General features: G+C 60.9%; 21 protein-coding genes. 15 read left to right on the top strand and 6 right to left on the bottom strand.

Features of this window, described 5'->3' with window-relative positions; all coding sequences use genetic code 11:
* The first annotated feature begins 67 nt into the window (after nt 1-67).
* The 10 genes from cobJ to JMF85_RS25950 are packed head-to-tail and all read left to right on the top strand — an operon-like array spanning nt 68 to nt 10,957.
* Nucleotides 68-1,786 carry a precorrin-3B C(17)-methyltransferase gene (gene cobJ, locus JMF85_RS25990; protein ID WP_127608261.1) on the top strand — a complete coding sequence of 573 codons (1,719 nt, stop codon included), beginning with the start codon at nt 68-70 and terminating at the stop codon, nt 1,784-1,786.
* Between the two features lie 21 nt (nt 1,787-1,807).
* Entirely contained in the window at nt 1,808-2,947 is a 1,140-nt protein-coding gene (locus JMF85_RS25985) for a sirohydrochlorin chelatase (protein ID WP_201319244.1), read from the top strand.
* The gene (cobK, locus tag JMF85_RS25980; protein WP_054798272.1) at nt 2,944-3,723 is read left to right on the top strand and encodes a precorrin-6A reductase; all 780 of its coding nucleotides are present in this window, start codon (nt 2,944-2,946) and stop codon (nt 3,721-3,723) included. The genes JMF85_RS25985 and cobK overlap by 4 nt, the downstream gene beginning before the upstream one ends.
* Nucleotides 3,723-4,373, top strand: a complete 651-nt coding sequence (locus JMF85_RS25975; RefSeq protein ID WP_127608259.1) for a precorrin-8X methylmutase — start codon at nt 3,723-3,725, stop codon at nt 4,371-4,373. The genes cobK and JMF85_RS25975 overlap by 1 nt, the downstream gene beginning before the upstream one ends.
* A 5-nt stretch (nt 4,374-4,378) precedes the next feature.
* Complete coding sequence (locus JMF85_RS25970) at nt 4,379-5,584, top strand: cobalt-precorrin-5B (C(1))-methyltransferase (RefSeq protein WP_127608258.1); 1,206 nt, start codon at nt 4,379-4,381, stop codon at nt 5,582-5,584.
* Nucleotides 5,585-5,591: 7 nt separating this feature from the next.
* The gene (locus JMF85_RS25965; protein ID WP_054798273.1) at nt 5,592-6,863 is read left to right on the top strand and encodes a bifunctional cobalt-precorrin-7 (C(5))-methyltransferase/cobalt-precorrin-6B (C(15))-methyltransferase; all 1,272 of its coding nucleotides are present in this window, start codon (nt 5,592-5,594) and stop codon (nt 6,861-6,863) included.
* Complete coding sequence (gene cobI / locus JMF85_RS25960) at nt 6,860-7,570, top strand: precorrin-2 C(20)-methyltransferase (RefSeq protein WP_127608256.1); 711 nt, start codon at nt 6,860-6,862, stop codon at nt 7,568-7,570. Before JMF85_RS25965 ends, cobI begins: the two co-directional genes overlap by 4 nt.
* On the top strand, nt 7,567-8,343 hold the full coding sequence (cobM, locus tag JMF85_RS25955) for a precorrin-4 C(11)-methyltransferase (protein ID WP_054798274.1): 777 nt from the start codon (nt 7,567-7,569) through the stop codon (nt 8,341-8,343). The genes cobI and cobM overlap by 4 nt, the downstream gene beginning before the upstream one ends.
* Complete coding sequence (locus JMF85_RS28265) at nt 8,343-9,488, top strand: cobalt-precorrin 5A hydrolase (protein WP_236596003.1); 1,146 nt, start codon at nt 8,343-8,345, stop codon at nt 9,486-9,488. Before cobM ends, JMF85_RS28265 begins: the two co-directional genes overlap by 1 nt.
* Nucleotides 9,489-9,535: 47 nt before the next feature.
* Nucleotides 9,536-10,957: a cobyrinic acid a,c-diamide synthase CobB gene (locus JMF85_RS25950; protein WP_054800328.1), complete on the top strand. Its 1,422-nt coding sequence runs from the start codon at nt 9,536-9,538 to the stop codon at nt 10,955-10,957.
* Between the two features lie 70 nt (nt 10,958-11,027).
* Here the strand turns inward: JMF85_RS25950 and JMF85_RS25945 are convergent, their stop codons facing one another.
* Nucleotides 11,028-11,987 carry a hypothetical protein gene (locus tag JMF85_RS25945; RefSeq protein WP_201319243.1) on the bottom strand — a complete coding sequence of 320 codons (960 nt, stop codon included), beginning with the start codon at nt 11,985-11,987 and terminating at the stop codon, nt 11,028-11,030.
* A 144-nt stretch (nt 11,988-12,131) separates the two neighbouring features.
* Here JMF85_RS25945 and JMF85_RS25940 point away from each other — a divergent pair, with 144 nt between their 5' ends.
* Nucleotides 12,132-13,457 (top strand): cytochrome P450, encoded by a 1,326-nt coding sequence (locus JMF85_RS25940; protein WP_201319242.1) that lies wholly within the window; start codon nt 12,132-12,134, stop codon nt 13,455-13,457.
* 309 nt (nt 13,458-13,766) lie between these two features.
* Here the strand turns inward: JMF85_RS25940 and JMF85_RS25935 are convergent, their stop codons facing one another.
* Nucleotides 13,767-13,976 (bottom strand): YwbE family protein, encoded by a 210-nt coding sequence (locus JMF85_RS25935; protein ID WP_054798278.1) that lies wholly within the window; start codon nt 13,974-13,976, stop codon nt 13,767-13,769.
* A 108-nt stretch (nt 13,977-14,084) separates the two neighbouring features.
* Entirely contained in the window at nt 14,085-14,558 is a 474-nt protein-coding gene (locus tag JMF85_RS25930; RefSeq protein ID WP_054798279.1) for a hypothetical protein, read from the bottom strand.
* Between the two features lie 497 nt (nt 14,559-15,055).
* Between JMF85_RS25930 and pheS the strand changes: the two genes are divergently transcribed.
* From pheS to JMF85_RS25910, 4 genes are all read left to right on the top strand, one after another.
* Nucleotides 15,056-16,090 (top strand): phenylalanine--tRNA ligase subunit alpha, encoded by a 1,035-nt coding sequence (gene pheS, locus JMF85_RS25925; protein ID WP_127608249.1) that lies wholly within the window; start codon nt 15,056-15,058, stop codon nt 16,088-16,090.
* 20 nt (nt 16,091-16,110) lie between these two features.
* The gene (pheT, locus tag JMF85_RS25920; protein ID WP_127608248.1) at nt 16,111-18,561 is read left to right on the top strand and encodes a phenylalanine--tRNA ligase subunit beta; all 2,451 of its coding nucleotides are present in this window, start codon (nt 16,111-16,113) and stop codon (nt 18,559-18,561) included.
* 112 nt (nt 18,562-18,673) lie between these two features.
* Entirely contained in the window at nt 18,674-21,427 is a 2,754-nt protein-coding gene (gene zapA / locus JMF85_RS25915; RefSeq protein WP_201319241.1) for a cell division protein ZapA, read from the top strand.
* Between the two features lies 1 nt (nt 21,428).
* Nucleotides 21,429-21,995, top strand: coding sequence for a CvpA family protein (locus tag JMF85_RS25910; protein ID WP_054798139.1), 567 nt, complete (start codon nt 21,429-21,431; stop codon nt 21,993-21,995).
* 659 nt (nt 21,996-22,654) lie between these two features.
* Here JMF85_RS25910 and JMF85_RS25905 read toward each other — a convergent pair.
* From JMF85_RS25905 to JMF85_RS25895, 3 genes are all read right to left on the bottom strand, one after another.
* Nucleotides 22,655-23,353, bottom strand: coding sequence for an SDR family NAD(P)-dependent oxidoreductase (locus JMF85_RS25905; RefSeq protein ID WP_054798138.1), 699 nt, complete (start codon nt 23,351-23,353; stop codon nt 22,655-22,657).
* A 148-nt stretch (nt 23,354-23,501) separates the two neighbouring features.
* Entirely contained in the window at nt 23,502-23,915 is a 414-nt protein-coding gene (locus JMF85_RS25900) for a cupredoxin domain-containing protein (protein ID WP_230876053.1), read from the bottom strand.
* A gap of 202 nt (nt 23,916-24,117) precedes the next feature.
* Entirely contained in the window at nt 24,118-24,486 is a 369-nt protein-coding gene (locus JMF85_RS25895) for a phage holin family protein (protein ID WP_054798137.1), read from the bottom strand.
* Nucleotides 24,487-24,656: the final 170 nt, after the last annotated feature.

Genomic DNA, 24,656 nt, shown 5'->3' with positions numbered 1-24,656 from the left:
TTGCGTGGGTTGGTTTGTTTGATGGTTCCGCTATTATCGTTCAGCGACTGGAAGGGAGGACGAAACGATGAAAGGCAAGCTATCGGTTATCGGATTTGGCCCCGGCAGCTTCGAGCATATGACGCAAGCGGCGAAAGAAGCGATCATGGAGAGCGAGGTCATCATCGGCTACAACACATACGTGGATTTGATCCGCGGTTTACTGAGCGGGCAGCATATCGTACGTACCGGGATGACCGAGGAGGTCAGCCGGGCGCAGGAGGCGGTTCGGCAGGCGCAGGCCGGCCGGAAAGTCGCGGTTATCTCGAGCGGGGACGCGGGGGTGTACGGGATGGCCGGCCTCGTCTACGAAGTATTGATGGAGCAAGGCTGGCGTCGGGACACCGGTGTCAACGTGGAGGTGATTCCGGGCATCTCGGCGATCAACTCGACGGGTTCGCTGCTCGGCGCGCCGATCATGCACGATGCCTGCACGATCAGCCTGAGCGACCATTTGACGCCCTGGGACCTCATTATTAGGCGGGTCGAAGCGGCGGCGGCGGCCGACTTCGTCATCGCGTTATATAACCCGCGAAGCGGCCGGCGCACCCGGCAAATCGTCGAGACGCGCAGCGTGCTGCTGCGTTACCGGTCGCCGCAAACGCCGGTTGGTATTGTCAAAAGCGCCTACCGGGACCGGGAAGAGATTGCCATCACGACGCTCGAACGCATGCTGGAGCACGACATCGGCATGCTGACGACGGTTATTATCGGCAACTCGGCGACGGTCGTCTACGACGGTCTGATGATTACGCCGCGCGGCTACCAGCGCAAGTATACGCTCGGCGCGGACGTGCAGCCGTTGAAGCCGCATGAGCGGCTGCGCGCCGAGGCGGAGCCGTGGTCGCTCGAAGCGCGGGAAGGCGCTGTTGCGACGGCGGAGCGAGAGCCGGCAGCGGGAGCGGCGAAGAGCGAAGCGGCTGCCGCAGAGGCGACGGCTGCGAAGGAAGCGGAGGGCGCAGCGGGGGACGCTGCCGCGTCGCCGCTAGCGTTGGCGCTCGAGGCGCTGCGGCTCGTGGAGACGCAGCGCGGTGCGGCGAACGCCGGAGCGCCGGCCGAGACGCCGTCCTGGCAGCGCGAAAGCGATCCGTTCCGGCGGCGGGAGATTCTCGAGTTCGCCGTCAGCCCCGGGCTCGCGGAGAAGAGATTGACGGCCGCCCAACTGACGCTGCTGGCCGACATCGTGGGCGAAGACGGTTCGATTGAATATACGCCGCATCATCAATGGCTTGTGAGGCTCGTGACTTCGGAGCCGCAGCAGGCGGTATCGCGGCTGGAGGCGGCTGGGCTGCTGCTGGCGCCGGTCGGCGATGTCGCGCAAATCAAGGCATGCGATTTTTGCAATATGGACAAAGCGGATTCGGTTCCTTACCTGGAGGATCTGCAGCAGCGAATCGGCGGCCTGAAGGTGCCAAAGGAGCTGCGCATCGGTTTCAACGGCTGCGGAATGGCTTGTTACGGCGCGGTGCGGGAAGATATCGGCATCGTGTACCGCAAGGAAAAGTTCGATCTGTTCCTCGGCGGCAAAACGGTCGGCCGCAACGCTCATCCGGGCATCCCGGTGGCTGAAGGCGTAGAGCCGGATCGCTTGCTGGAGACGGTGGAGCGGATCGTCAGGCGGTATGCGGATGAGGCCCATCCGAACGAGCGTTTTCATAAATATTATAGCCGGATCAAGGAGCTTGAAGGATATCGTTACCGGGAAGTGCCGGTGTTCAAGATTGAAAATGCCGTCTGCGGCGATTAAACGAAGGGAGGCGGATCGTAGATGGACGCCTTGTTATTTGTCGGTCACGGAAGCCGTGATCCGGAAGGAAACGAAGAGGTGCGCGCCTTTGTCCGTTCGGTGGAGAACGGGCTGGATGTGCCGATTGTAGAAACATGTTTTTTGGAGTTCGAGTCCCCTTCCATGCGGGAAGGCTTTGCCGCGTGCGTCGCCCGGGGGGCGACCCGGGTTGGCGTTGTGCCGATTACGCTGTTTGCGGCGGGACATGCGAAGCTCCATATTCCGGCGGCTATGGATGAGGCGAAGCGTCAGTTTCCCGGTGTCGAATTTATTTACAGCCGACCGATCGGCGTGCACGAGCTGGCGCTGGATATTTTGCAGACCCGGCTGGCGGAGGCCGGTGTCGACGGTTTGATCGAATCGCCGGATACGGCGCTGCTATTGATCGGAAGAGGAAGCAGCGACGCCGATGCGAACAGCGATTTGTTTAAAATATCCCGGTTGCTGTGGGAACGGCTCAACGTGCAATGGGTCGAGACGGCGTTCATCGGCGTAACCGCCCCGCGGGCCGACGAAGGCGTGGACCGCTGTGTCAGGCTGGGCGCGAAACGCATCGTGCTGCTGCCGTACTTTTTGTTCACGGGCGTACTGATCAAGAGGCTGGAGCAGCTGACGGCCTCGTTCGCGGAGACGTATCCGGACCGCGAGTTCGTGCTTGCCGAATACTTCGGGTTCCACCCGATGCTGCGCGAGATTATGCGGGAGCGCGCACAGGAAGCGCTGCAGGGGCAGGTGCGAATGAATTGCGACATGTGTCAATTCCGGCTGGAAGCGATGAAGCATCATCACCATGATCATGATCATGACCACAGTCATCACCATGGGCACGATCATCATCATGAGCACGAGCACCGTCACGAACATGAGCACGGGCACCGTCATGCACACGGCGACGAGCACGCTCATAACCATGAGCACGAACACATTCATGCGCACGGCGACGAGCACGAGCATGACCACGAACCTAAGCATCAACAGGAACACAGCCATGTCCACGCGCATGCCGATGATCATGATCATGAGCATAAGCGCCATCCCGGCCATGAACAACAGGATCAGCATCGCGAGCAGCCGCAGGAGGCAGCGCCGTCTCCGGCTTCTACGAAGGAGGTGCCCGCATGATCCTCGTCATGGCCGGAACGAGCGACGCGCGTGAGCTGGCAATACGCATCCGGCAAGCAGGCTACGAGCTGCTGGCGACCGTCGTCACCGAGAGTGCGGCGAAGAGCCTCATGGAGGCCGGTGTTCCGACGCAGGTCGGGAGGCTGTCCGAAGCGGCGCTCGTGGAGCTGATCCGCAGCCGCAGCGTCCAGGCGGTCGTCGACGCGACGCACCCGTTCGCCGAGGAAGCGTCGCGCAATGCGATGGCGGCGGCCCGCACGGCGGACGTGCCCTACGTCCGCTATGAGCGCGAGCGCGGGAAGTTCGCCGCCCACCCGCGCCTTTCCTTCGTCGACGACTACGAGCAGGCGGCGGAATTGGCGGCGCAAAAGCGCGGTGTCGTATTCCTCGCCACGGGCAGCAAGACGCTGCAGGTGTTTGCCGAGAAGCTGGTCGGGCTGCCGGATACGACGCTGGTCGCGCGCATGCTGCCCCGTAAAGACAACATGGAGAAGTGCGAGCAGCTCGGCGTCGAGCAGAGGAACATCGTGGCCATGCAGGGGCCATTTTCGAAGGAAATCAATCAGGCGTTCTATCGGCATTACGGCGTCACGGTGCTGATCACGAAGGAAAGCGGACAAGTCGGCGCCGTGGAAGAGAAGCTGTCGGCCGCGCTTGAGATGGACATCGACACGATTGTGATCGGCCGGCCGGCGCTTGATTACGGGGTCGTCTACACGGAGTTTGACGGCGTGCTCGCCGAGCTCGGACAAATTGCACAGGAGGTGCGTCGGTAATGGATTTTCGCACGGATTTTAAACCGGTGACCGTACAGCCGCAGGAAATTGAAGAAAAAAGCTTCGAGATGATTACGGAGGAATTCGGCCCGCACGATTATGCCGAGGAGCAGTATAAAGTCGTGCAGCGGGTTATTCATGCTTCGGCCGATTTCGAGCTGGGGCGCAGCCTCGTGTTTCATCCGGATGCCGTACAGGCCGGTATTCAGGCGATCCGCAGCGGCAAGCCGATCGTGGCGGATGTGCAGATGGTGCAGGTCGGCATCAGCAAGCCGCGTCTGGAGAAGTTCGGGGGCGAGGTGCGGGTGTACATATCCGATCCCGACGTGATGCAGGAGGCGAAGCGGCTCAATACGACGCGCGCGATCATCGCGACGCGCAAGGCGGCGCGGGAAGCGGACGGCGCGATCTATGCGATCGGCAACGCCCCGACGGCGCTGCTGGAGCTGATTCGGCTCGTCAAGGAGGGCGAAGCGCGTCCCGGTTTAATCATCGGTGTCCCGGTCGGCTTCGTGTCGGCGGCGGAATCGAAGGAAGAGCTGCTGAAGCTGGACGTGCCGTTCATCACGAATATCGGCCGCAAAGGCGGAAGTCCGGTCGCGGTTGCGACCGTTAATGCGCTGTCGCTGCTCGCGGAGCGTCAGGGGTAACAGACATGGTCAAGGCCGGTGCGGACAACCAGGAGACGAAGCCGCTTCGTCACGGGTATACGACGGGCGCTTGCGCCACGGCGGCTGCTCAGGCGGCGCTGGAGGCGCTCATTGTGCAGGAAACGGTCATGAAGTCGACGATCCGGCTGCCGATCGGGCAGGATGTGACGTTCGACATCGTCCGGTGCGAATTCGAGCAGACGCGGGCTTGCGCCGAAGTCATCAAGGACGGCGGCGACGACCCGGACGCAACGCATGGCGCGAGAATTATAACCGAGGTCTCGTGGACCCCGGAGGAAGGCATAGACATCGACGGCGGCATCGGCGTTGGTCGGGTGACGAAGCCGGGGCTGCCCGTCGACGTCGGTCAGGCTGCCATCAATCCGGTGCCGCGCAAAATGATCCGCGAAGCGGTTGCGGCCGTGCTCAACCGCTACGAGATTCACCGTGGCGTGCGGGTCGTCGTATCGGTGCCGGAGGGCGAAGAGATTGCGAAGAAAACGCTCAATGCGCGGCTCGGCATCTTGGGCGGCATCTCGATTCTCGGCACGCGCGGTATCGTCGTGCCTTTCTCGACGGCGGCCTACAAAGCAAGCGTCGCCCAAGCGATTCGGGTGGCCGTCAAGAGCGGCGTCCGTCATATCGTCCTCTCCACCGGAGGCCGTACGGAAAAGTTCGGCATGGAGCTGTATCCGGTGCTGCCGGAGGAGGCGTTTGTCGAAATGGGCGACTTTGTCGGATTTGCCGTGCAGCAATGCGCCAGGCAGGGCATCAGGCGCATCACCCTCGTCGGCATGATGGGCAAATTTTCCAAAGTGGCGCAGGGCGTGATGATGGTGCACTCCAAAAGCGCCCCCGTCGACTTCGGCTTTCTCGCCGGGCTGGCGGAGCAGGCCGGGGCGTCCGGGGAGACGCTGCAGCAGATCCGGGAAGCCAATACGGCCGCACAGGTCGGCGATATGATGCAGGCGCTCGGGAACGAGGCCTTCTTCCAGCGGATGGGCGAATACTGCTGCCGAGCGTTGCTTAAGGAAACAGGGAGCAGGAGCCGCCCGGCGGACCTGCGCGAACGGCAGGCGGAAGGCGAGCCGGACGAAAGCCTTCAGATCGAAACCGTTATTATCTCGATGAAGGGCGAGCTGCTGGGGCGATCTGCCGCAACAGCTTCACACGGGCCGGGGGAACAATCCGGAAGCGACAGGGAAAGGTGAGAGGAACATGGAAAATACGATCGTGGTGATGGGCGTCGGCGATGACGGGAGGGCCGGATTGCCGGACGCTTATTTGCAGCGGATCGCACAATGCGGGGTGCTTGTCGGCGGGGAACGGCAGCTGGAGATGTTCCACGACAGCCCGGCGGAGAAAGTCATGATTCGCAGCGGGCTTGGCGAACTCGTCGAACAACTGCGCAACGAGAGCCGGAGCACGGTAGTGCTCGCATCCGGGGACCCGCTGTTTTACGGCATCGGGGGGTATTTGGCGGCGAAGCTGCCCGGCCGGATCGAGGTATTGCCATTCGTGAGCTCGGTCCAGCTTGCGTTCGCGCGGATCGGCGAAGGCTGGCACGATGCCTTCACAGTAAGCCTTCACGGTCGGCCGATCCGGGGGTTGGCGCAGCGGATCGACGGCAAGCCGAAGGTGGCGCTGCTCACCGACGAGATCAACCATCCGGCGGCCGTTGCGGCCTATTTGCTGGAGTACGGGATGACGGAATATGAGGCGTTCGTCGCCGAGCATCTGGGCGGAGAGAAGGAGCGGACCGGCTGGTACGGTTTAACCGACCTTGCGGCCCTCTCGAGCGGCGACTTCGCGCCGTTGAACGTCGTCGTGCTGCGCGCCAAAAGCCCCGGCGTCATGCCCCCGGCATGGCCGCTCGGCATTGACGACGCCGAATTCGCCCAGCGGAAGCCGGATAAAGGGCTCATCACGAAGCGCGAAGTGCGCGTGTTGAGCATCGCCGCGCTCGGCCTGAAGCGGGACAGCATCGTGTGGGACATCGGCACGTGCACCGGATCGGTGGCCATCGAAGCCGCTCGCCTCTGCCCGGAGGGGGCCGTGTACGCCGTTGAGAAGAACGAAGGCGATCTGGCCAACGCCCGCGAGAACGCGCGCAAGTTCCGCACGGACATCACGCTCGTGCACGCTAAAGCGCCCGAAGGGCTGGAGTCGTTCCCGGACCCCGACGCCGTGTTCATCGGCGGCAGCGGCGGCGAGCTGCGGGATCTGCTGGCGCTGTGCTGCTCGCGTCTAAGACAGGGCGGTACGATCGTGTTGAACGCGGTGACGATTGAGAACCTGGCGGCAGCTGCGCAAGCTTTTGCCGATGAAGGCTTCCGGGCCGACATCACACTCGCTCAATTGAGCCGCAGCAAGCCGATCCTCGATATGACGCGGTTTGAAAGCTTAAATCCGGTTTACATCATCGCCGCCCGGCGGAAACCGGCGGATCACGAGTGCACCCTCACAGACAGAAAGGAAACCTCAAGATGACTAACCTTGGTACGCTTTACGGGCTCGGCGTCGGGCCGGGCGACCCGGAATTAATTACGGTGAAGGCGTTCCGCCTGTTGAAACAATGTCCTGTCATCGCTTACCCGCGTAAAAAATCGGGGGCCAAAAGCTATGCCCTTGCCATTACCGAGCTGTATGTGGACACGACGGAGAAAACGATGCTCGGGCTGACGTTCCCGATGACGAAAGACCGCGAGGCGCTGGAGAAGCAGTGGAACAAAACGGTCGATACCGTGTGGGAGCACTTGAATCAAGGGAAAGACGTCGCCTTCGTCACCGAGGGCGACACGATGCTGTACAGCACTTATATTCATTTGATGCGGCTCATGAACGAGCGCCATCCCGAGGTGCAGGCGGTGTCCGTGCCCGGCATTTCGTCGATCAACGCTTCGGCTTCGAGACTCGGCATTCCGCTGGCGGACGGCGACGAACAGGTGGCGATCGTACCGGCGACGGACGATTACGAGGCGATGCGGACGGCGCTCGAAACCCACGATGCCGTCGTGTTCATCAAGGTAGCGAAGGTCATCGACCTGATGCTGCGCGTGCTGGGCGATCTCGGCTTGACGGACAAGGCGTCCGTCCTGACCAAGGTGACCTCGGCCGAGGAGCAAATATGGCGCAACGTTGCCGACTTGGCGGGGCGGGAGCTCGAATATTTAACGCTGATGGTGGTGAGAAAATGAAAGTATATATAATCGGCGCGGGCCCCGGCGACCCGGATTTGATTACGGTCAAAGGGCTGCGCCTCCTGCAGGAAGCGGACGTCGTGCTGTACACCGATTCGCTCGTCAACGAGGAGCTGATCGCGCGTGCGAAGCCGGAGGCGGAAGTGCTGCTGAGCGCCGGCATGAGCCTGGAAGAGATGGTGGGAATCATGGCCGACCGGGTCAGGGCGGGGAAAATGGTCGCCCGCGTCCATACCGGCGATCCGTCGATGTTCGGCGCCATCATGGAACAGGCGGCGCTGCTCAAGCGCGAAGGCATCGGCATCGAAGTCGTGCCTGGCGTCAGCTCCGTCTTCGCTTCGGCCGCCGCGATCGGCGCCGAGCTGACGATTCCCGAGCTGACGCAGACGGTCATTCTGACGCGCGTGGAAGGACGCACGCCGATGCCGGAACGCGAGCAGCTGCGCGATCTGGCCAAGCACCATTGCACGCTTGCGCTATTTCTTAGCGCGACGCTCACAAAGAAGGTCGTGCGCGAGCTGACGGAAGCGGGCTGGTCGCCCCAGACGCCGGTTGCCGTCGTGCAGCGGGCCTCGTGGCCGGATCAAGTCGTCGTCCGTTCCACGCTGGAGCGGCTCGACGAAGATATGCGGGTGAACGGCATTCGAAAGCACGCGATGATTTTGGCCGGTTGGGCGCTCGATCCGCATATTCACGAGAATGACGCGTATCGCTCGAAGCTGTACGACGCCACGTTCACTCACGGCTACCGCAAGGGGGTGAAGCCGTGATGCAAACGCCCGCCGCCATCAAGCTGCAGGAAGGAGCCGTGCCGGAAATCCGGCGCAGCGGCGATTATGCGGTTGTCGCGATCACGAAGCACGGCGCGGAGCTGGCCCGGCGCCTGCAAGCGTCGTTCGGCGGCGCCACCGATGTGTATTACATGTCCAAGTTTGCGCGCGGAGACGAGGCGGAGCGAGGCATCCAGCTGTTCGAGGGCAGCGTGCGCCTGCTGTATCCGGCGCTTTTTCCGGCTTATCAGGGGCTTGTCTGCATCATATCGCTGGGCGCGGTCGTCCGGATGATCGCTCCATTGCTGGAAGATAAGAAGAAGGACCCCGGCATCGTCGTCATTGACGACAAGGGCGAGCACGTCATCAGCGTGCTGTCGGGCCATTTGGGCGGCGCGAACGAGCTGACGCGCGAGGTGGCGGCGGCGCTCGGCGCCAGAGCCGTCATCACGACGGCGTCCGACGTGCAGAAGACGATCGCGGTCGACTTGTTCGGCCGCCGTTTCGGCTGGACGTGGGACAGCGCCGACAAGCTGACGCCGGTCAGCGCGTCGGTCGTGAACGAGGAGCGCGTCGCCGTCGTGCAGGAGTCGGGCGAGCCGGATTGGTGGCTGCACGACACGCCGCTGCCGCCGCATATCCGCACATACGGCGATATCTCAAGCGCGCTGGCGGACGAGCCGCAGGCGGCGCTGGTGGTAACGCACCGGCTGCTGGAGCCGGAGGAGCTGCCGATTCTGGCGAACGGCGTGCTGTACCGCCCTAAAGTGATTGCGCTCGGCATCGGCTGCAACCGCGGGACGTCCGCCGAGGAGATCGAAGCGGTTGTGCGCGATACGCTCAGCGAGCTTCGTTTTTCCTTGCAAAGCGTAAAGGCGGTCTGTACGATCGACCTGAAACAGGACGAGGAAGGGCTGCTTGCGGTATGCCGCTCGCACGGCTGGCCGCTCGTGTGCTATACGCCGCAGGAGCTGAACGAGATGCCGATCGACGACCCGTCCGACACGGTGTACAAGTTTACCGGAGCGTACGGCGTCAGCGAACCGGCCGCCAAACGATATACGGGTGCGCAGCAGTTGGCCTTGACGAAGAAAAAAAGCGGCAACGTCACGATTTCGGTAGCCGTCGCGCCTTTTTTAAAATAACGGAGGCGGGGCGGCTTATCCAAACGTTATTTAGGAGGATTGGCAGGATGGATCAGGAGTGTGCGGCGGCAGGCCGGCGTTGTCTCGTGATTGCGGGCACCGGAAGCGGCGCCGGCAAAACGACGGTGACGCTCGGCATCATGGCCGCCCTGAGAGGCAAAGGATTGAAGGTGCAGGGGTTTAAATGCGGGCCGGACTATATCGACCCGACGTATCACAAGGCGGTCACGGGCAGACCGTCGCGGAATCTGGATAGCTGGATGTTCGGAGCGGAAGCGGTGCGGGAGCTGTACGAACGCGCGTCGGCGGATGCGGACCTTGCCGTGATCGAAGGCGTGATGGGCTTTTACGATGGCAAAGACCCGAAATCGAACGTCGGCAGCACGGCCGAAATCAGTCTGCTGCTCGGTTCTCCGGTGCTGCTCGTCGTCAACTGCCAAAGCATGGCGCGCAGTGCGGCGGCAATCGTCAAGGGCTTTCAGCTGCTTGATCCGCGCGTGCGAATCGCGGCCGTCTTCGCCAACAAGGTCGGAAGCGCCGGGCATTACCGCATCGTGAAGGAAGCGATCGAACAGGAGTGCGGCGTTCCGGTCATCGGTTATTTGCTGCGGGAAGAGGCGCTGTCGGTGCCGGAGCGGCACCTCGGCCTCGTGCCTTCCATCGAACGGGGCGAGCTTGGAGGCTTCTTCGACGCCCTCGCGGAGAGGCTGCAGCAGACAACCGATATGGACAAGCTGCTGGAGCTAAGCGAGCTCGCGGACGAGCTTGGGCTGCCTCCGAGTCCGGCGAATCGGATCTTCGCGGAACCGGCGAGGAAATACCCGGTAACCTTGGCTGTCGCCCGCGACGCCGCGTTCCATTTCTACTACGAGGAAAATCTCGAGCTGCTCGAGCTGTACGGCGCCCGGCTGCGCTTCTTCTCACCGCTGGCCGGGGAGCCGCTGCCGGAGGATGCGGGCGGCCTGTACATCGGAGGCGGCTTCCCCGAGGAGTTTGCCGAGCGGCTCGGCGCGCAAACCGCGGTCGCCGAATCGATCCGGCGGGCGGTGGAGCAAGGCCTGCCGACGCTGGCCGAGTGCGGCGGCTTCATGTACTTGACCGGGTCGATCCGCGATACGGACGGACGCAGCTTCCCGATGGTCGGCCTCGTCCCCGGACAGGTGACGATGCAGCGGAAGCTGGCGGCGCTCGGACTGCGCGAGGTGACCGGTTTACCCGGCAACTTCCTGCTGCCGGAAGGCGAGGCTGCGCGCGGGCACGAGTTCCACTACTCCGTCTACGAGCCGCCTGACGAGACGGCGCTCCCGGCGCATGCCTACGAGACGAAAGGCATGCGCGGCACGAAGACCGAAGGCGCTCTGCGGAACCGGCTGATTGCCGGCTACACGCACCTTCACTTTGCGTCGAATCCGGGCATCGTCCCGCGCTGGCTCGCAGAATGCGAGGCCTACAAGGCGGAGCGAGCCTAGCGGCTTATGCTGATCTTGCCTGCGCGATCCTTGCGCGAACCTGCACCGCCCACCGCTGCAGGGCATTGCATCAACGCGCTGACGAGTCCTTGTGCAGCTTCATCATCAGCCAAGCCAGCATATAGAGCGGAAGCGCGACGCCTGCCCAGCGAAAGACTCCAGGCGTCGCCGCCACATATAAGCTTAGCGGGGCGGCCCACAGCAGAGCCGCCAGCATTCCCCATGGCCGCCGCCGAACGGAGGAGACGATGGCGAGCAGTGCAGGAGCGAGACCGAACAGCAGCACCGCCAGCCATTCGCCGGGATTGGAAAGCGGCGCGTAGGGATTCAGCCAGATGAGGCTGACCCACAGGGCCGAGCTGTACACTCCGCCGCACAAGCCGATAACGCGCGAAAGGCTATAGAGCGGCAGCCGTTTGCGCTTCGTCGCAACGAAAGCACAGGCGATGGCGAACCCTAACGCAAGCAAGCCCAGCTTGGCAAGCGCGTGCGGCTGCGTCAGCTTGTTCCACGCCTGCTTCGCATACAAGGCCAGCCAGCCCGGTACCTCCGTCATCAGGCTGCCGGAGAGATCGGCTTGGGTGGAAGGCTTTACGCCGACGGGCAGCAGGGCCAAATCGTCCCGGGCATCCGTCAGCGCCTTCGTCCCTGCGCAAAGATGCGTCTCCAGCTCGCCGGGATGCCGCTCCTGCGCGTATACCAAATACGTTTCCCCCTGCTTAAAATCAATGCCGCACGAATGGAAGCCGGTGTACACGATAGCTTCCGAGGGCAGCTCGCCTTTCCGGATCGAATCGACCTCCAGGCGAACGGCATATCGTCTTCCGATTGCCCCGCTTTCGTCGTATGGATCGTACGTCTCGCGGATGCCCAGCACCTTCCCCTCGAAAACTGCCGCCGCTTGTTCGGCGGCTTGCAGCGGAGTGACCGCCGCACAAGAACAGGCGGCGCACGGATGCGGGAAGGCGGCCCAAGCGAGAGCCGTCAGCGGCAATAATAGCGTCATCATCCAAATCCAGCGTTTCCTCACCTTCTCTTCCTCCCTTTTCGCACACTTTCGTTACGTATATCTTGCTTCTTGAAACGGTTCCCGCCCGATAAATGCCTGCGTTCTTCTAAACATGGTATACTTTGGGACATACATCCATAGGGTTTCGGAGGAGGCGTTCAAGCTATGTCTCGCATCGTAGACATCCGCACGTCGCGCATGCGCAATTTTATCGCATTTCAACGCGATCCGCTCGGCTTGTTAGTAGAGGTGCTGCAGGACGGCGACGTGATTTCCCTGCGTTCGGGAGAGAAGCGTCCCTCTTATATCGTCAATGCGCCGGAATTCATCCACGAAATCCTGGTCGCCAAGGAAGCGTATTTCCGCAAGGGCCGAAGCTCGGAAGTGCTTCGAAGGACGATCGGTGACGGGCTGCTGACGTCGGAAAAAGAGGAGCACCGGCGGCAGAAGAAATATTTGACGCCCGCGTTCTACAAAGAACGGATTCAGGCGTACGCGCGTATCGTCGCGGAGGAATCGCAGCGAGCGATCGAATCGCTGCAGGACGGACAGCCTGTGGAGCTGCATGACGAGATGATGCGCCTGACGTTATCCGTCATTGCCAAAGGCATGTTCGCAACGGATGTCGCAGAGCGGAAGAAAGAATTGGCGGACGCCGTCGATATCGCGATTCGCGAGTCGGCACGTACGTTGTTCTTTCCGTTCATCGTCCCGTTCGGTGTGCCGACACGGGGACACCGCGTACACAAACGGGCGATTCGTACGCTGGAGTCGGTTGTTCGGGAAGCGATAACGGATGCAAGGAAACGGCCCGACCGGTACGAGGAAAGCCTCCTTGGCTTGCTGCTCGATACGAAGGACGAGGATGGAAAGCCGATCACGGATACGGAAGTCCGCGATCAACTGATGACGATGCTGATTGCCGGTCATGAAACGACGGCCAATGCGCTTGTGTGGGCATGGTATTCGCTCGACCGGGAGCCGGACGCCGCCGCCAAATTTCACGCCGAAGTCGATGCGCCCGGGCAATCGGAAGGCCCGGCGTTCGAGCAGTATCGCAAGCTCAAGTACACCCAGCAGATCATACAAGAGACGCTGCGGCTATATCCGCCGGCCTGGACGATTCTGCGGGAGGCGGAGCGTGAGGTGGACGTGCTGGGGGAAACCTTCCCGGCGGGAAGCTCGTTTCTGATCAGTCCCTATGCGGTTCACCGGAATCCGCGCGTATTCGGCGACCCTTACGCGTTCCGGCCGGAGCGGTTTGCCGAGGAAAGCGCCGGCTGGCCGAGGTTCGCTTATTTTCCGTTCGGCGGCGGCTCACGCGGCTGCATCGGCTCGCAGTTCGCGATGATGGAGGCGGCGCTTATTCTCGCGGAGCTGGGCAGGGCGTACCGGTTCGAGCGCACAACGGAAGCTGCGGCTATCCCCGAGCCGCTGATTTCCTTGCGGGTCAAAGGCGGCTTGCGGATGCGGCCATGCCGCCGAACGTAAGTCAGTCATGGAAGTTTTTAAGCGACGAGAGAGCGAATGAGGTCAACAAACTGCACGCCGACGAGCAGGTAGCATAGAGCGCAGCCTAGAAGAACAAGAAGCACATTTTTAAGCAGTTTCATAACGGAGGACTCCCCTTTCATATGGTTCGCGCCTCTCTCTATGTGTACGAGACGTACCTTATCCAGACGAAACAAAATGGAGCCAAGTTGCAAGTTTTCGAAAATTTTCGAAGAAAGGCGGAGAACATTCCTTCTCTATAACAGACGAACACCCCCGGCTCCGGCAGGATACGGGGGTGTTCGTCCGTTAAGAATTAGCGGCGCCGATAATGGCTTTCACGCGACCGACCTGGCCGTCCTGCAGCCGGACTTTAATGCCGTGCGGATGCGTCGGAGAGTTCGTGAGAATGTCCTTGACGATCCCGCGGGTCGTCTTGCCGGTCCGCTGGTCTTGCTTCAGCACGATATCGACCTCGAGCCCCGGGCGAATGTGACTGCGCTGCTGTCCTGTAAGCATGGTTCGTTTGCACTCCAATCCGATTGCTTTGTTCAAATTCAAATTCAAGTTCAAGTTCAAGTCCGAGTGTCCGCGGTGTTCGCGTTCACAGAGGTTCTTCCGCACCCATTACGGGCGCTTGAAGCCTTCCTCTTGCAAATACCGGGCCGCTTCTTCATACGTTTCGAAGGCGGATTCCAGATTCAAGCCGGCGTACAGGTACCACAGCTCGTCCTCGTGAATGAGCAGCAGCGTCTGGCCGTTCGGCCCGTGCCAGCGTTCTTCCTCCGCCGCATCGCCGCTGACGGCTTGCTCGGCGGATGTCTTCGGGGCGAGCGATTGGATCGACGCCCGAATCAGCTTGCGCAGTTCCTCGGCCGAGTAGTCGCGGATGTTCACGAGACCGCGCTCGTCCGTCGCATAGTCCGCCGTATGACCGGCATAGACGAAGCCGTTGCCGTTCGGGTGCAGGTGATAGACGACGATTTTCTTGTCGTAGCCGCTTTCTTCATAATGAAAATTAATGCGCCCGAGCGACACGTCTTTACGCGTCAGTTCGGGGAACGATTCGATCACGGACAATTTTTGTTCGAAGGTTAACATGAAGGACCCCACTTTTTCGTCATCTGCTAGCATGATTATCCATGAATTATACCACAGCCCCTTCGGATTCCAAACCGCCGAACCGGACCGGAAGGGCGGACGCCCTTGCATCTGCAGGCCCATTTGCATATAATACTTGTTAAATCCATACCGTCAAATGCGTGGACGGAGACAAGTAAGCAGTGCTTCTTCACAGGGAGGCCCCGCCGGAGATTGAGAGCGGGTCCGAAAGAATCAGGCTGCCGAAGTTCGCTCCCGAGCAGTCCCTTGAAACCGCGAAAGCTATCGCTGCGGCAAGTAGAGGGTCACCGGTTTACGAACCGTTATGTTCAACGAAGTGAGAAGCGCTTCGAGTCGCCCTGTTCAAGTGCGGCGTCGCAGCTTTCTAACAAGGGTGGTACCACGGCTTTTTCGTCCCTTATCCGGGACGGGGAGGCCTTTTTTGCGTGGCGTGGATATGGAGCATTCGTACAACACTTAAGGAGGGTAAGATCACGATGAAAGAACGTTTGTTGCAGTTGAAGGACGAGGCGCTCGGCGAGCTGGCGGGCGTGCAGAACCAGCAGCAGTTGAACGATCTGCGGATCAAATATTTGGGCAAGAAAGGTCCGCTGACCGAAGTGCTGCGCGGGATGGGAGCGTTGAGCGCGGAGGAGCGCCCGCTCATCGGGCAGGTGGCCAACGAGGTGCGCGGGGCTATCGAGGACGTGATCGAGGCGAAGCAGGCCGAGTACAACCGGGCGGAAACCGAGGCGCGGCTGGCAGCCGAGACGATCGACGTGACGCTGCCGGGACGTCCGGTTGCACGCGGGGCGGTGCATCCGATCAGCAAGGTGATCGAGGAAATCGAAGACATTTTCATCGGGATGGGCTATACGGTCGCGGAAGGGCCGGAAGTGGAGCAGGATTACTACAACTTTGAAGCGCTCAACCTGCCGAAAAACCATCCGGCGCGCGACATGCAGGATTCGTTCTACGTGACGGAAGAAATTTTGATGCGGACCCATACGTCTCCGGTTCAGGTGCGTACGCTCGAGAAGATGAAGGGCCATGTGCCGATCAAAATCATTTGTCCGGGCCGCGTCTACCGGCGCGACGACGACGATGCGACGCATTCGCACATGTTTACGCAAATCGAAGGGCTGGTCATCGACCGCAACATCCGCATGAGCGATCTCAAAGGGACGCTGCTCCAGTTCATGCGGGAGCTGTTCGGCAAGCAAACGCAAATCCGGATGCGCCCGAGCTTCTTCCCGTTCACGGAGCCGAGCGCCGAGGTGGACGTCACCTGCGCCATGTGCGGCGGACACGGCTGCCGCGTGTGCAAACATACCGGATGGCTGGAAATTCTCGGCTCCGGTATGGTGCATCCGCGCGTGCTGGAGATGGCCGGGTACGATCCGGAGGAGTACAGCGGCTTTGCGTTCGGCCTCGGGGTCGAGCGGATCGCGATGCTGAAGTACGACATTGAAGACATTCGTCATTTCTATACGAACGATCTGCGATTCTTGAAGCAGTTCGTCCACTTGTAAGAGAGAGGAGCGTGGACTAGGTGAAAGTATCTTACCAATGGTTATCTCAATATGTCGACGTAAGCGGTTATACGGCGAACGAGCTCGCCGAGAAGCTGACGCGCAGCGGCATTGAAGTCGATATCGTGGAAAACCGGAACAAAGGCGTGACCGGCGTCGTGGTCGGTTACGTGAAATCCCGCGAAAAGCACCCGGATGCCGACAAGCTGAGCGTTTGTAAGGTGGACGTCGGCCAAGCCGAGGAGCTGCAAATCGTATGCGGAGCGAAAAATGTGGACGCGGGGCAAAAGGTGCCCGTCGCCATCGTCGGCGCGAAGCTGCCGGACGGTCTCGTTATTAAACGCGCGAAGCTGCGCGGCGTCGAGTCGCAGGGCATGATCTGCTCGGCGAAAGAGCTCGGTCTTAACGACAAGCTGCTGCCGAAGGAAATTCAAGAAGGCATTCTCGTGCTGCCGGCGGATACGCCGATCGGCGCGGACATTCTGGAAGTGCTGGCGATTAATGACGAGGTGATGGACCTCGACTTGACGCCGAATCGGTCCGATGCTTTAAGCATGCTGGGCGCGGCTTATGAAATCGGAGCGATTCTCGGTCGCGACGTCAAGACCCCGGATAGCGCGTCCGGTCTGCAGGATACGGAGTCGCCCGTTACAGCATCCGATCGTATTTCGGTCGAAATTACGGCCAAGGACGCCTGCTCGCATTATGCGGCGCGGCTGATTGAAGGCGTGAAGATCGGGCCTTCCCCGCTCTGGCTGCAAAACCGCCTCATGGCGGCGGGCATCCGCCCGATCAGCAACATTGTCGACGTCACGAACTACGTGATGCTGGAATACGGCCAACCGCTGCATGCGTTTGACGCCGACCGTCTGGCGAACGGGCACATCGACGTCCGCTTCGCGCGCGAAGGCGAGAAGCTGGTGACGCTGGACGACGTGGAGCGGACGCTCGAGCCGCATATGCTGCTGATTACGGACGGTACGAAGCCGGTCGGACTCGCGGGCGTGATGGGCGGCGCGAATTCCGAGGTGTCGGAGGGCACGACGCGCATCCTGCTCGAATCCGCGAAGTTCGACGGCGGCACGATCCGCAAGACGTCGCGTCAGCTGGGCCTGCGTTCGGAAGCCTCGCTGCGCTTCGAGAAGGAAGTGAACCCGGAAGCGGTTATTCCGGCGTTAAACCGGGCCGCAGCGCTCATGGCCGAGCTTGCGGGCGGTCAGGTGGCCTCCGGTATCGTCGAAGCTGTGGCGCGCGAGCATCGTCCGGTGCAAATCGAAATCACGCTCGGCCGCATTAACAGTTACCTGGGGACGAGCTTGACGATGGACGAAGTGACATCGATCTTCCGACGGCTGAACTTCACGTTCGAGCCGCTGGAGCAGGACGGGCTGCTTGTTCATGTGCCGAGCCGTCGCGGAGACATTACCCGCACCGTCGATTTGATTGAAGAAGTGGCCCGTCTGCACGGGTACGACAACATCCCGACGACGCTGATGAACACGGAGACGACGCCTGGCGCCTTGACGAAAGAACAAGCGATACGCCGGACAGTCCGCCGCTTAATGACGGGCAGCGGGCTGCATGAGGCGATCACGTATTCGTTCACGCATCCGGAGCAAATCGCATCGTTCGCCGGGGCTTACCGGGATGCGCAGCCGGTGGCGCTGGCGATGCCGATGAGCGAGGAGCGCAGCGTGCTGCGCACGAGCCTTGTGCCGCATTTGATCGATGCGGCCTTGTATAACCGCAACCGGAACATCGACGACGTGGCGCTGTTTGAGATCGGACGCGTCTTCTTGAGCAGCGAGTCGTCGCTGAGCAAGCTTCCGGAAGAGAAGCTGCTGCTGTCCGCGCTGATGACCGGCAAGCGCAGCGAGCTGCATTGGACCGGAAAGCCGGGCAATGTCGACTTTTTCGACCTGAAGGGTGTGTTTGAGCGCGTTGTGTCGTACTTGGGCATCGAGGGCATTCGTTACGTCGCTGCTAAGCCGGAAGGCTTCCATCCGGGACGTACCGCTTCGATCGAAGTGGAGGAAGACGGCGTTTGCCGGGTGATCGGTACGATCGGTCAGCTTCACCCCGCGCTGCAGCAGGCCAAAGATCTCGCCGACACGTATGTGCTCGAAGTGGAGCTGGAGACGCTCGCGAAGCTGGCCGGCGAACGGTTTACGTACCGCCAACTGCCCCGGTTCCCGGCGATTACTCGCGATATGGCGCTCGTGGTGGACCGCGCTGTCGCCGTCGGCGATCTGATCGCAACGGCGCAAGCTACGGCCGGCGATTGGCTCGAATCGATTCAGGTGTTCGATATTTACACAGGCGACCGGATCGACTCGTCGAAGAAGAGCGTTGCGATATCGCTCGTCTACCGGACGCCTGAGCGGACGCTGACCGACGAGGAAGTCAGCGAGCTGCACGTCCGCGTCGTGGCGGCGCTGGAAGCTTCCTACGGCGCGGAATTGCGTAAATAACGAAGGCTGCTTTTGACCGACAAAACGTATTAACTCCTAGCAGGAAAAGCAATTCTCCGTATCGAATAATTCAGGATACGGAGAATTTTTTGTGTGAAAGGGGAACGGCTTCGTGAACGGTGAAGATAAAGTACGGATGACCGTCGACATCTATGGCTCCCAATATAAATTAGTATCCAAATCCAGCCCTTCCTATATAAAACGCGTCGTTGCCGTCGTGAACGACCAAATGCACCGCATCGCCGCCGGCAGTCCGCGTCTGGATCTGCCCAAAATCGCCGTTCTTGCGGCCGTCAATATGGCGGACGAATGGACCCGCATGCAGCAGGAGGTCGAAGCTGCGCAGGAACAGCAGCGGGAGCTTGCGAGGGTGCAGGGCGAGCTGGTGGCTTTAACGGATAAGCATGGGGAGCTTCAACAGACGGTTGACGCCGATCGCGAGCGGCTGCGGTCGTTGTCGGCGGAACGCGATGAGCTGCTTGCCGTTAAAGCGGCGTTCGAAGGGAAGCAAGTCGAGCTGCAGGGGCAGGTCGAGGAGCTGGGCGCTTTGTACGAAGTCGCTGAAACGGAGCTGACCGAGAAAACCGAGCTGCTGCGCATCCGGGAGGAACGGCTGACCCAGCTCGAAGTGCAGATGGCCGAAGCGCTGGAGCGTGCGCGCGAGTTCGAAGGACGCAGCGCGGAGCAGGCTCGCGAGACGGAGCGTCTGGGGCAGCTGCTGCAGGAAAGCGAGCGCCTGCGCGAGGAACTGCGGCTGCGTCTCGGCGAAGAGCAATCGCAGCGCAGCCGTCTGGCGGAAAGCTTGGCGGCGCTGGAGCTGGAGCATGCGGAGCAATTGCGCAAAGCGGAGCAAGCTGCGCAGCAGATCGCTGACTGCGAGCGGCAGCGCGCCGAGCTGGAGCGCCGTTTGGGTGAAGCGCAAGGAGAGCGCGAGACGCTGGCGGCGCGGCTGCGCGAGCTGGAGGAGCTTACGGCCGAGCAGTCACGCGAAGCGGAGCAGCTCGCGTTGCGGCTGCGCGAAGGCGAAGAGTCGCGTGCTGCGTTGGAGCTTCGCTTGAGCGGCTTGTCCGCTGAGCGGGAGCTTCTTGCTGAGCGCGTCGCGACGGGCGAGCGGCAGTACGCCGAGCTGAGTGAGCAGCTGGATCAGCTGCAGGAGCAGCTCGGCGGCAGGCAGCAGGAAGTGGAGCTGCAGGTGGCGCTCTATGACGAGCTGCTGGAGCAAAGCAGCTCGCGTGAAGCGGAGCTGAAAGCGCAGCTGGCCGCCTCGGAAGAGCGCGCGCGGCTTGCGCTCGAAGCGGAGGCAGCGCGCCAAGCCGAGCTGAAGCAGGAAGCGGCCGAGCAGGCAGCGGCAGCCGATGCGCGTCTGGCGGAGCGCGAAGCGGAGCTGGAGCGCCGCATCGCGGAGCTTGGACGGGAAGCGGCCGAGCAGGCAGCGGCAGCCGATGCGCGTCTGGCGGAGCGCGAAGCGGAGCTGGAGCGCCGCATCGCGGAGCTTGGACGGGAAGCGGCCGAGCAGGCAGCGGCGGCTGACGCGCGGCTGGCGGAGCGCGAAGCGGAGCTGGAGCGCCGCATTGCGGAGCTTGGACGGGAAGCGGCCGAGCAGGCGGCGGCGGCTGACGCGCGGCTGGCGGAGTGCGAAGCGGAGACCGCTCGCGCGCTCGAAGCGGCCGAGCAGCGCAGGGCAGAGGAGCTGCGCGAGCAGCAAGAGCAGCACCGCCGGCTGCAGGTGCAGCTTGGCGAGCAGCTCGAGCAATGCCGCGAGCAGCAGCAGCGTGCGGATGGGCTGCAGGCGGAGCTGGAGGCGCTGCGTTCGGCTCAGCGGGAGCAGGCGGAGGAGCTCGAGCTGCAGCTTGAGCTGTACGGCGTGCTCGAAGCCGAGCTGGCCGGTCAGCGCGAAGACAGCGTAACGCGAGAAGCGGAGCTGCGTCAGGCGCTTGAGGCGGAAGCTGCGCGCATACGGGAGCTGGCGGAAGCGGAGGCAGCGCTGCGCGCGGAGCATGCCCGCGAGCTGGAGGCGCTGGAGCAGCGCCGTGTGAGCGAGCTGGCCGAGGCGGAGGCTCGTGCGCGAGTGGAGCTGGAGGCGCGGGCGGCCCGGGCAGCGGAGCTGCAGCAGGAGCTCGCGGAGCGGGAGCAGCGCGGCCAGGAGCTGGAGCGGCAGCTCGGGCAGCAGCAGGCGTATAACCTGCAGCTGCAGGAGAGCAGCAGCCAGTGGCAGCGGCGGAGCGAAATCCAGGCGTCACAAGCGGACGAGCTGCGTACCTTGCTGCAGGGCAAGCAGGAGGAGCTTGGGCTGGTGCAGGAGCTGTATGACGAGCTCCAGAAGAAGTATCAAGAGATGGTTCAACGGCTCGCGGAGCAGGAGTCTTCGAGCACCCAAGAGAATGAACAGCTTCGAACGCGGCTTGCCGAGCTCGAGCGTCAGCTTGAAGAACGGGAACGCCGCTTGATCGACGCGCAGAAGGAAGTGTTGGGCGCCCAAGAATTCAGTCGCGCCCTGCAGGAACAATGCGCGGCCTGGGAAGCGAAGCAAAAAACGTCGCTCGAAGAGCACAACGTCCTGACTGCCCGTCTTGCCTCGCAAGCCTCGCGGATTAACGAACTGGAAGCTGCGGTTTCGCAGGCCGGTCAATTGCAGAAAGAGTTCGTCTCACAGCAGCGTGAACTTAGCTTGCAGGTGGAGCTGTACAATGAGCTGCAAGAGGAGCTGAAGCTCCAAATCGGGCAGCACCAAGCGCTGCAAGCCGAGTATGACGCGCAGCAGGAGAAGGCCGAACGGGTGTTCCGCGAGCTGGAATCGCTGAAATCGGAATACGAGAAGCTGCAGGTCGAATATAACGAGTGGATCGAACTTGTGGAGAAAGATTAGCATGCAGCCGATGAATGGCTTGGATTACGCGGTTCTGGCGGTCGTTGCCGCCGGAACCGTGCTCGGTTACGCCCGCGGTTTCGTCGGGCAACTCGTTTCGTTTGTCGGTTTGTTTCTGGCCTATGTCGCGGCGTTTGCTTTTTATGACGACACGGCCCCGTGGATTCGCAGCCTGTTGAACTTGTCGGAGCATGAGACGTACCGCAAGTACGCGTTTTTGGCGGAAGGCCTGCATCTCGATACGTATGTCTACAACGCGCTGGCTTTCGGCATTCTGCTGTTTGGCGTCAAGCTCGGCTTCAGCGTAGCCGGAAGGCTGCTGAACTGGCTGGCCGCCGCACCGGGCATCAAGACGGTAAACAAGTGGAGCGGCGCCGCGCTCGGGTTCGTGGAAGCGGGGCTGATCGCGTTGATCGCCGTACACGTCATGACGGTCTTTCCTAACGATACGGCGCAGCGCTTGCTCCAAACGTCGATGACAGCCCCGTATATGTTGGAGCATACGCCCGTCGTGACCGACAAGCTGCAGGAAATGTGGGAGAACCGCTCGGAGCGGGTGAAAGCGTAACTTGTACAGCGCTTGCCATGCCGCTGCGACCTGCATCTATGAGATGTCCGACGTTCGCCCACAGGCCATCATGCAAAATAGGTTTGACGAGCGGCGTATATTTTCGAGATGAACGGTTCATATTAGACTTCGACGGTGAAAGCGAGAGAGGTGTGGTTCCGTTGGAGGTTCTAACGAGCAATGCCGGGGAAGTTGTTGTTGAATCCGACTAGAAGCGAGGGGATGTGCCGCAGAGACGTTATTGTAGTATCCGTACTGCATAGTGTTCAATGAGGGTAGACCCGAGATTCATAAGGTTCAGAGCAGTGACCAAATTGTGTTCACCGTCAGGGACTCCGCAAGGAGTCCTTTTTGGCATACTTTCCAAAAATAGCGGAACACGGGTACCTTGATTCTCAACTTTCAGCACCCATTCGGGCAAAAGCGGAACTGTGGTCTCTTATACGGGGGAATTTCGCTACAAACGCTGCAGAGAGGTGAAAATGCGACCGCAGCCGCCCCAAGTTCCGCTATTATACCAAACGCCAAAACAAAAACGTGGATAACGCATCTGGTTCCGCGATCGCGGCCCTGTCATCGCGTCCCGCCGCTGCGGCCACCGAGCCAGCCTTCTCGCCTTCGCGTTCCGCCTTCGGCTCCCCGCTTTCGCGCTATGCGCCTTATTCCAACACCGTTCCCGCTTCGACCAGCCTCCCGGTGAAGCCGGGGTTGCTTAGCGCAGCCAGAGCAGCGATATCCGGGGCGACGAGGTGCGGGTCTTTACCGGTGGCGTGCATTTCGGACTTGATCGTGCCTGGATTGAACAGGTTCGCCAGAATCCGGTAGCTGCTTTCTTCCTCGGCCGTTGTCCGGGTCAGCGACTCGAGCCCGGCTTTGCTGGCGCTGTATGCGGCGAAGCCGCCCGCTCCGTTGGTAGCGAGCGAAGAGGTGATGTTGATGATGTGCCCGCCTTTTTGCTTGCGCATCGTCGGCAGCACGGCGCGCGTCATCAGGAAGGCTCCGGTGAGGTTGACGCTGATCTGTTCGTTCCAAGCCGAGAGCTCCGTATCAATCACTTGTCCGGTTTCGTAAACGGCGGCGTTATTAATCAGAATATGAATCGTACCGAATCGTTCCACGGCTGTGCGAACAAGCCTATTTACATCGGCTTCTTGGCTGACGTCGGCCTGTACGGCCAAGGCCGAGCCGCCGCTGGCTGCAATTTCGGCGGCGACCGCTTCGATTTTACCGAGTCGCCGGCCGCACAATACGACGGTAACGCCCGCGGCCGCCAACGTTATCGCCGTAGCCCGTCCAAGTCCTGTTCCTGCTCCTGTAACAATCGCCGTTTTTCCCTTCAAGCTTGCCAAATTTACCATCCTGTCCGCTCCTTTGCCGATTTTTTATTATTATAACAGCCGCTGGTACAGAGGGGAAATTATATTTCCTGATAAATCGCATAAGGAAAAGTTACTTCATAAAAAAAGCGTCCCTTTCGAGAAAGGACGCTTCTGCGGTATATTCGATTTATTCGACGATCAATTTTGATTTCATGGAGATGTGGCCCTGCCCGCAAGGAACGGTGCAAATAATATCATAGGTGCCGGCTTTGTCGGCCTTCACGGTAGCCGTCTTCGACCCGTTATCCAGCTTCACATTCAAACCGTTGATCGAGATGCCGTGCATGCCTTCTTTGTTTTCCAGCGTAAAGGTGACGTCTTGGCCTTGTTTCACCTTGTATTCCTTCTGATCGAATTGGAAATTGGTGGCGACCAGCTTCACTTGCTGAGCCGAGGAGCTTGAGCTGGAAGCTCCTGTCGAAGCTGGCGGCTGCTCTGCCGCTTTAGGGGCTTCCTTCGCCCCGCATGCCGCTAAGGAAAGCATAAGGGCGAATGCCGCTAACGTTACGATCCATTTATTCATATTCATCTTGATTCTCATTTGTAATCCCTCCGTCTCATTTACATGTCCGGGCATTGCTGCATCCCGTAAAGTAAGTGTAACTCGAAGAGGGACTTTTGGCTGTGTCGGGCGGGTGACAACAATATGAACAGATCGTGAAGTAGCCCGGGCAAGTGAAAAACCCAGCCGCACCGCGGGAAACGGTTCGTTCGCGGCTGGGATGAACCGTGGTTGTTTGTTGTTACTTGGCGTCTTCCCGTCCTGAAATGCCATGTTCGAACGGCGTTTTGACCGGAATGAACAAATCGATAATCCCGACCACAAGGGCGGCCAGAATCGCGCCGACAATGCTTGTCGAAACGCCGCCGACAATAAACTGGGCGAGCCAAATGACGAGTGCGCTCACGAGAAAACCGACGATACCCCGGCCGAACGGCGTAATTCGCTTGCCGAACACGCCTTCGATAACCCAGGCGGCGACAGCGATGACCAGGGCCAAGAAGAACGCGCTCCAGAATCCTCCGACAGTGAAGCCGGGAACGATCCAGCTTACTACGAGCAGCATAAGAGCGGAGACAATAAATCGGACTAGATGACCTAACAGATACATCAGACTCATTCCTCCTTAGCGGAACTTATTGTGCAGCATGCTCATCCGGTGCAACATTTAGGGTTGCCTTGAACCCCGGCCGGTATGAATGGAAGGTGAAGGGAAAATCATTCGCTTTGGTTCCGCAAGTTGGATATAATAGCAGGTGTAAATGGTTAAGCCAGAAAGGC

This window comes from Paenibacillus sp. EPM92, from assembly GCF_016586185.1.
GTDB lineage: Bacteria > Bacillota > Bacilli > Paenibacillales > NBRC-103111 > Paenibacillus_G > Paenibacillus_G validus.
The sequence above is the reverse complement of the archived record's forward strand: the minus strand, read 5'-3'. Positions and strand labels throughout refer to the sequence as shown.

Coding starts and splice junctions, on each gene's coding strand:
- cobJ (WP_127608261.1), top strand. CDS start 68: ATGAAAGGCAAGCTATCGGTTATCGGATTTGGCCCCGGCAGCTTCGAG.
- JMF85_RS25985 (WP_201319244.1), top strand. CDS start 1,808: ATGGACGCCTTGTTATTTGTCGGTCACGGAAGCCGTGATCCGGAAGGA.
- cobK (WP_054798272.1), top strand. CDS start 2,944: ATGATCCTCGTCATGGCCGGAACGAGCGACGCGCGTGAGCTGGCAATA.
- JMF85_RS25975 (WP_127608259.1), top strand. CDS start 3,723: ATGGATTTTCGCACGGATTTTAAACCGGTGACCGTACAGCCGCAGGAA.
- JMF85_RS25970 (WP_127608258.1), top strand. CDS start 4,379: ATGGTCAAGGCCGGTGCGGACAACCAGGAGACGAAGCCGCTTCGTCAC.
- JMF85_RS25965 (WP_054798273.1), top strand. CDS start 5,592: ATGGAAAATACGATCGTGGTGATGGGCGTCGGCGATGACGGGAGGGCC.
- cobI (WP_127608256.1), top strand. CDS start 6,860: ATGACTAACCTTGGTACGCTTTACGGGCTCGGCGTCGGGCCGGGCGAC.
- cobM (WP_054798274.1), top strand. CDS start 7,567: ATGAAAGTATATATAATCGGCGCGGGCCCCGGCGACCCGGATTTGATT.
- JMF85_RS28265 (WP_236596003.1), top strand. CDS start 8,343: ATGCAAACGCCCGCCGCCATCAAGCTGCAGGAAGGAGCCGTGCCGGAA.
- JMF85_RS25950 (WP_054800328.1), top strand. CDS start 9,536: ATGGATCAGGAGTGTGCGGCGGCAGGCCGGCGTTGTCTCGTGATTGCG.
- JMF85_RS25940 (WP_201319242.1), top strand. CDS start 12,132: ATGTCTCGCATCGTAGACATCCGCACGTCGCGCATGCGCAATTTTATC.
- JMF85_RS25935 (WP_054798278.1), bottom strand. CDS start 13,976: ATGCTTACAGGACAGCAGCGCAGTCACATTCGCCCGGGGCTCGAGGTC.
- JMF85_RS25930 (WP_054798279.1), bottom strand. CDS start 14,558: ATGTTAACCTTCGAACAAAAATTGTCCGTGATCGAATCGTTCCCCGAA.
- pheS (WP_127608249.1), top strand. CDS start 15,056: ATGAAAGAACGTTTGTTGCAGTTGAAGGACGAGGCGCTCGGCGAGCTG.
- JMF85_RS25910 (WP_054798139.1), top strand. CDS start 21,429: ATGCAGCCGATGAATGGCTTGGATTACGCGGTTCTGGCGGTCGTTGCC.
- JMF85_RS25905 (WP_054798138.1), bottom strand. CDS start 23,353: ATGGTAAATTTGGCAAGCTTGAAGGGAAAAACGGCGATTGTTACAGGA.
- JMF85_RS25900 (WP_230876053.1), bottom strand. CDS start 23,915: ATGAGAATCAAGATGAATATGAATAAATGGATCGTAACGTTAGCGGCA.
- JMF85_RS25895 (WP_054798137.1), bottom strand. CDS start 24,486: ATGTATCTGTTAGGTCATCTAGTCCGATTTATTGTCTCCGCTCTTATG.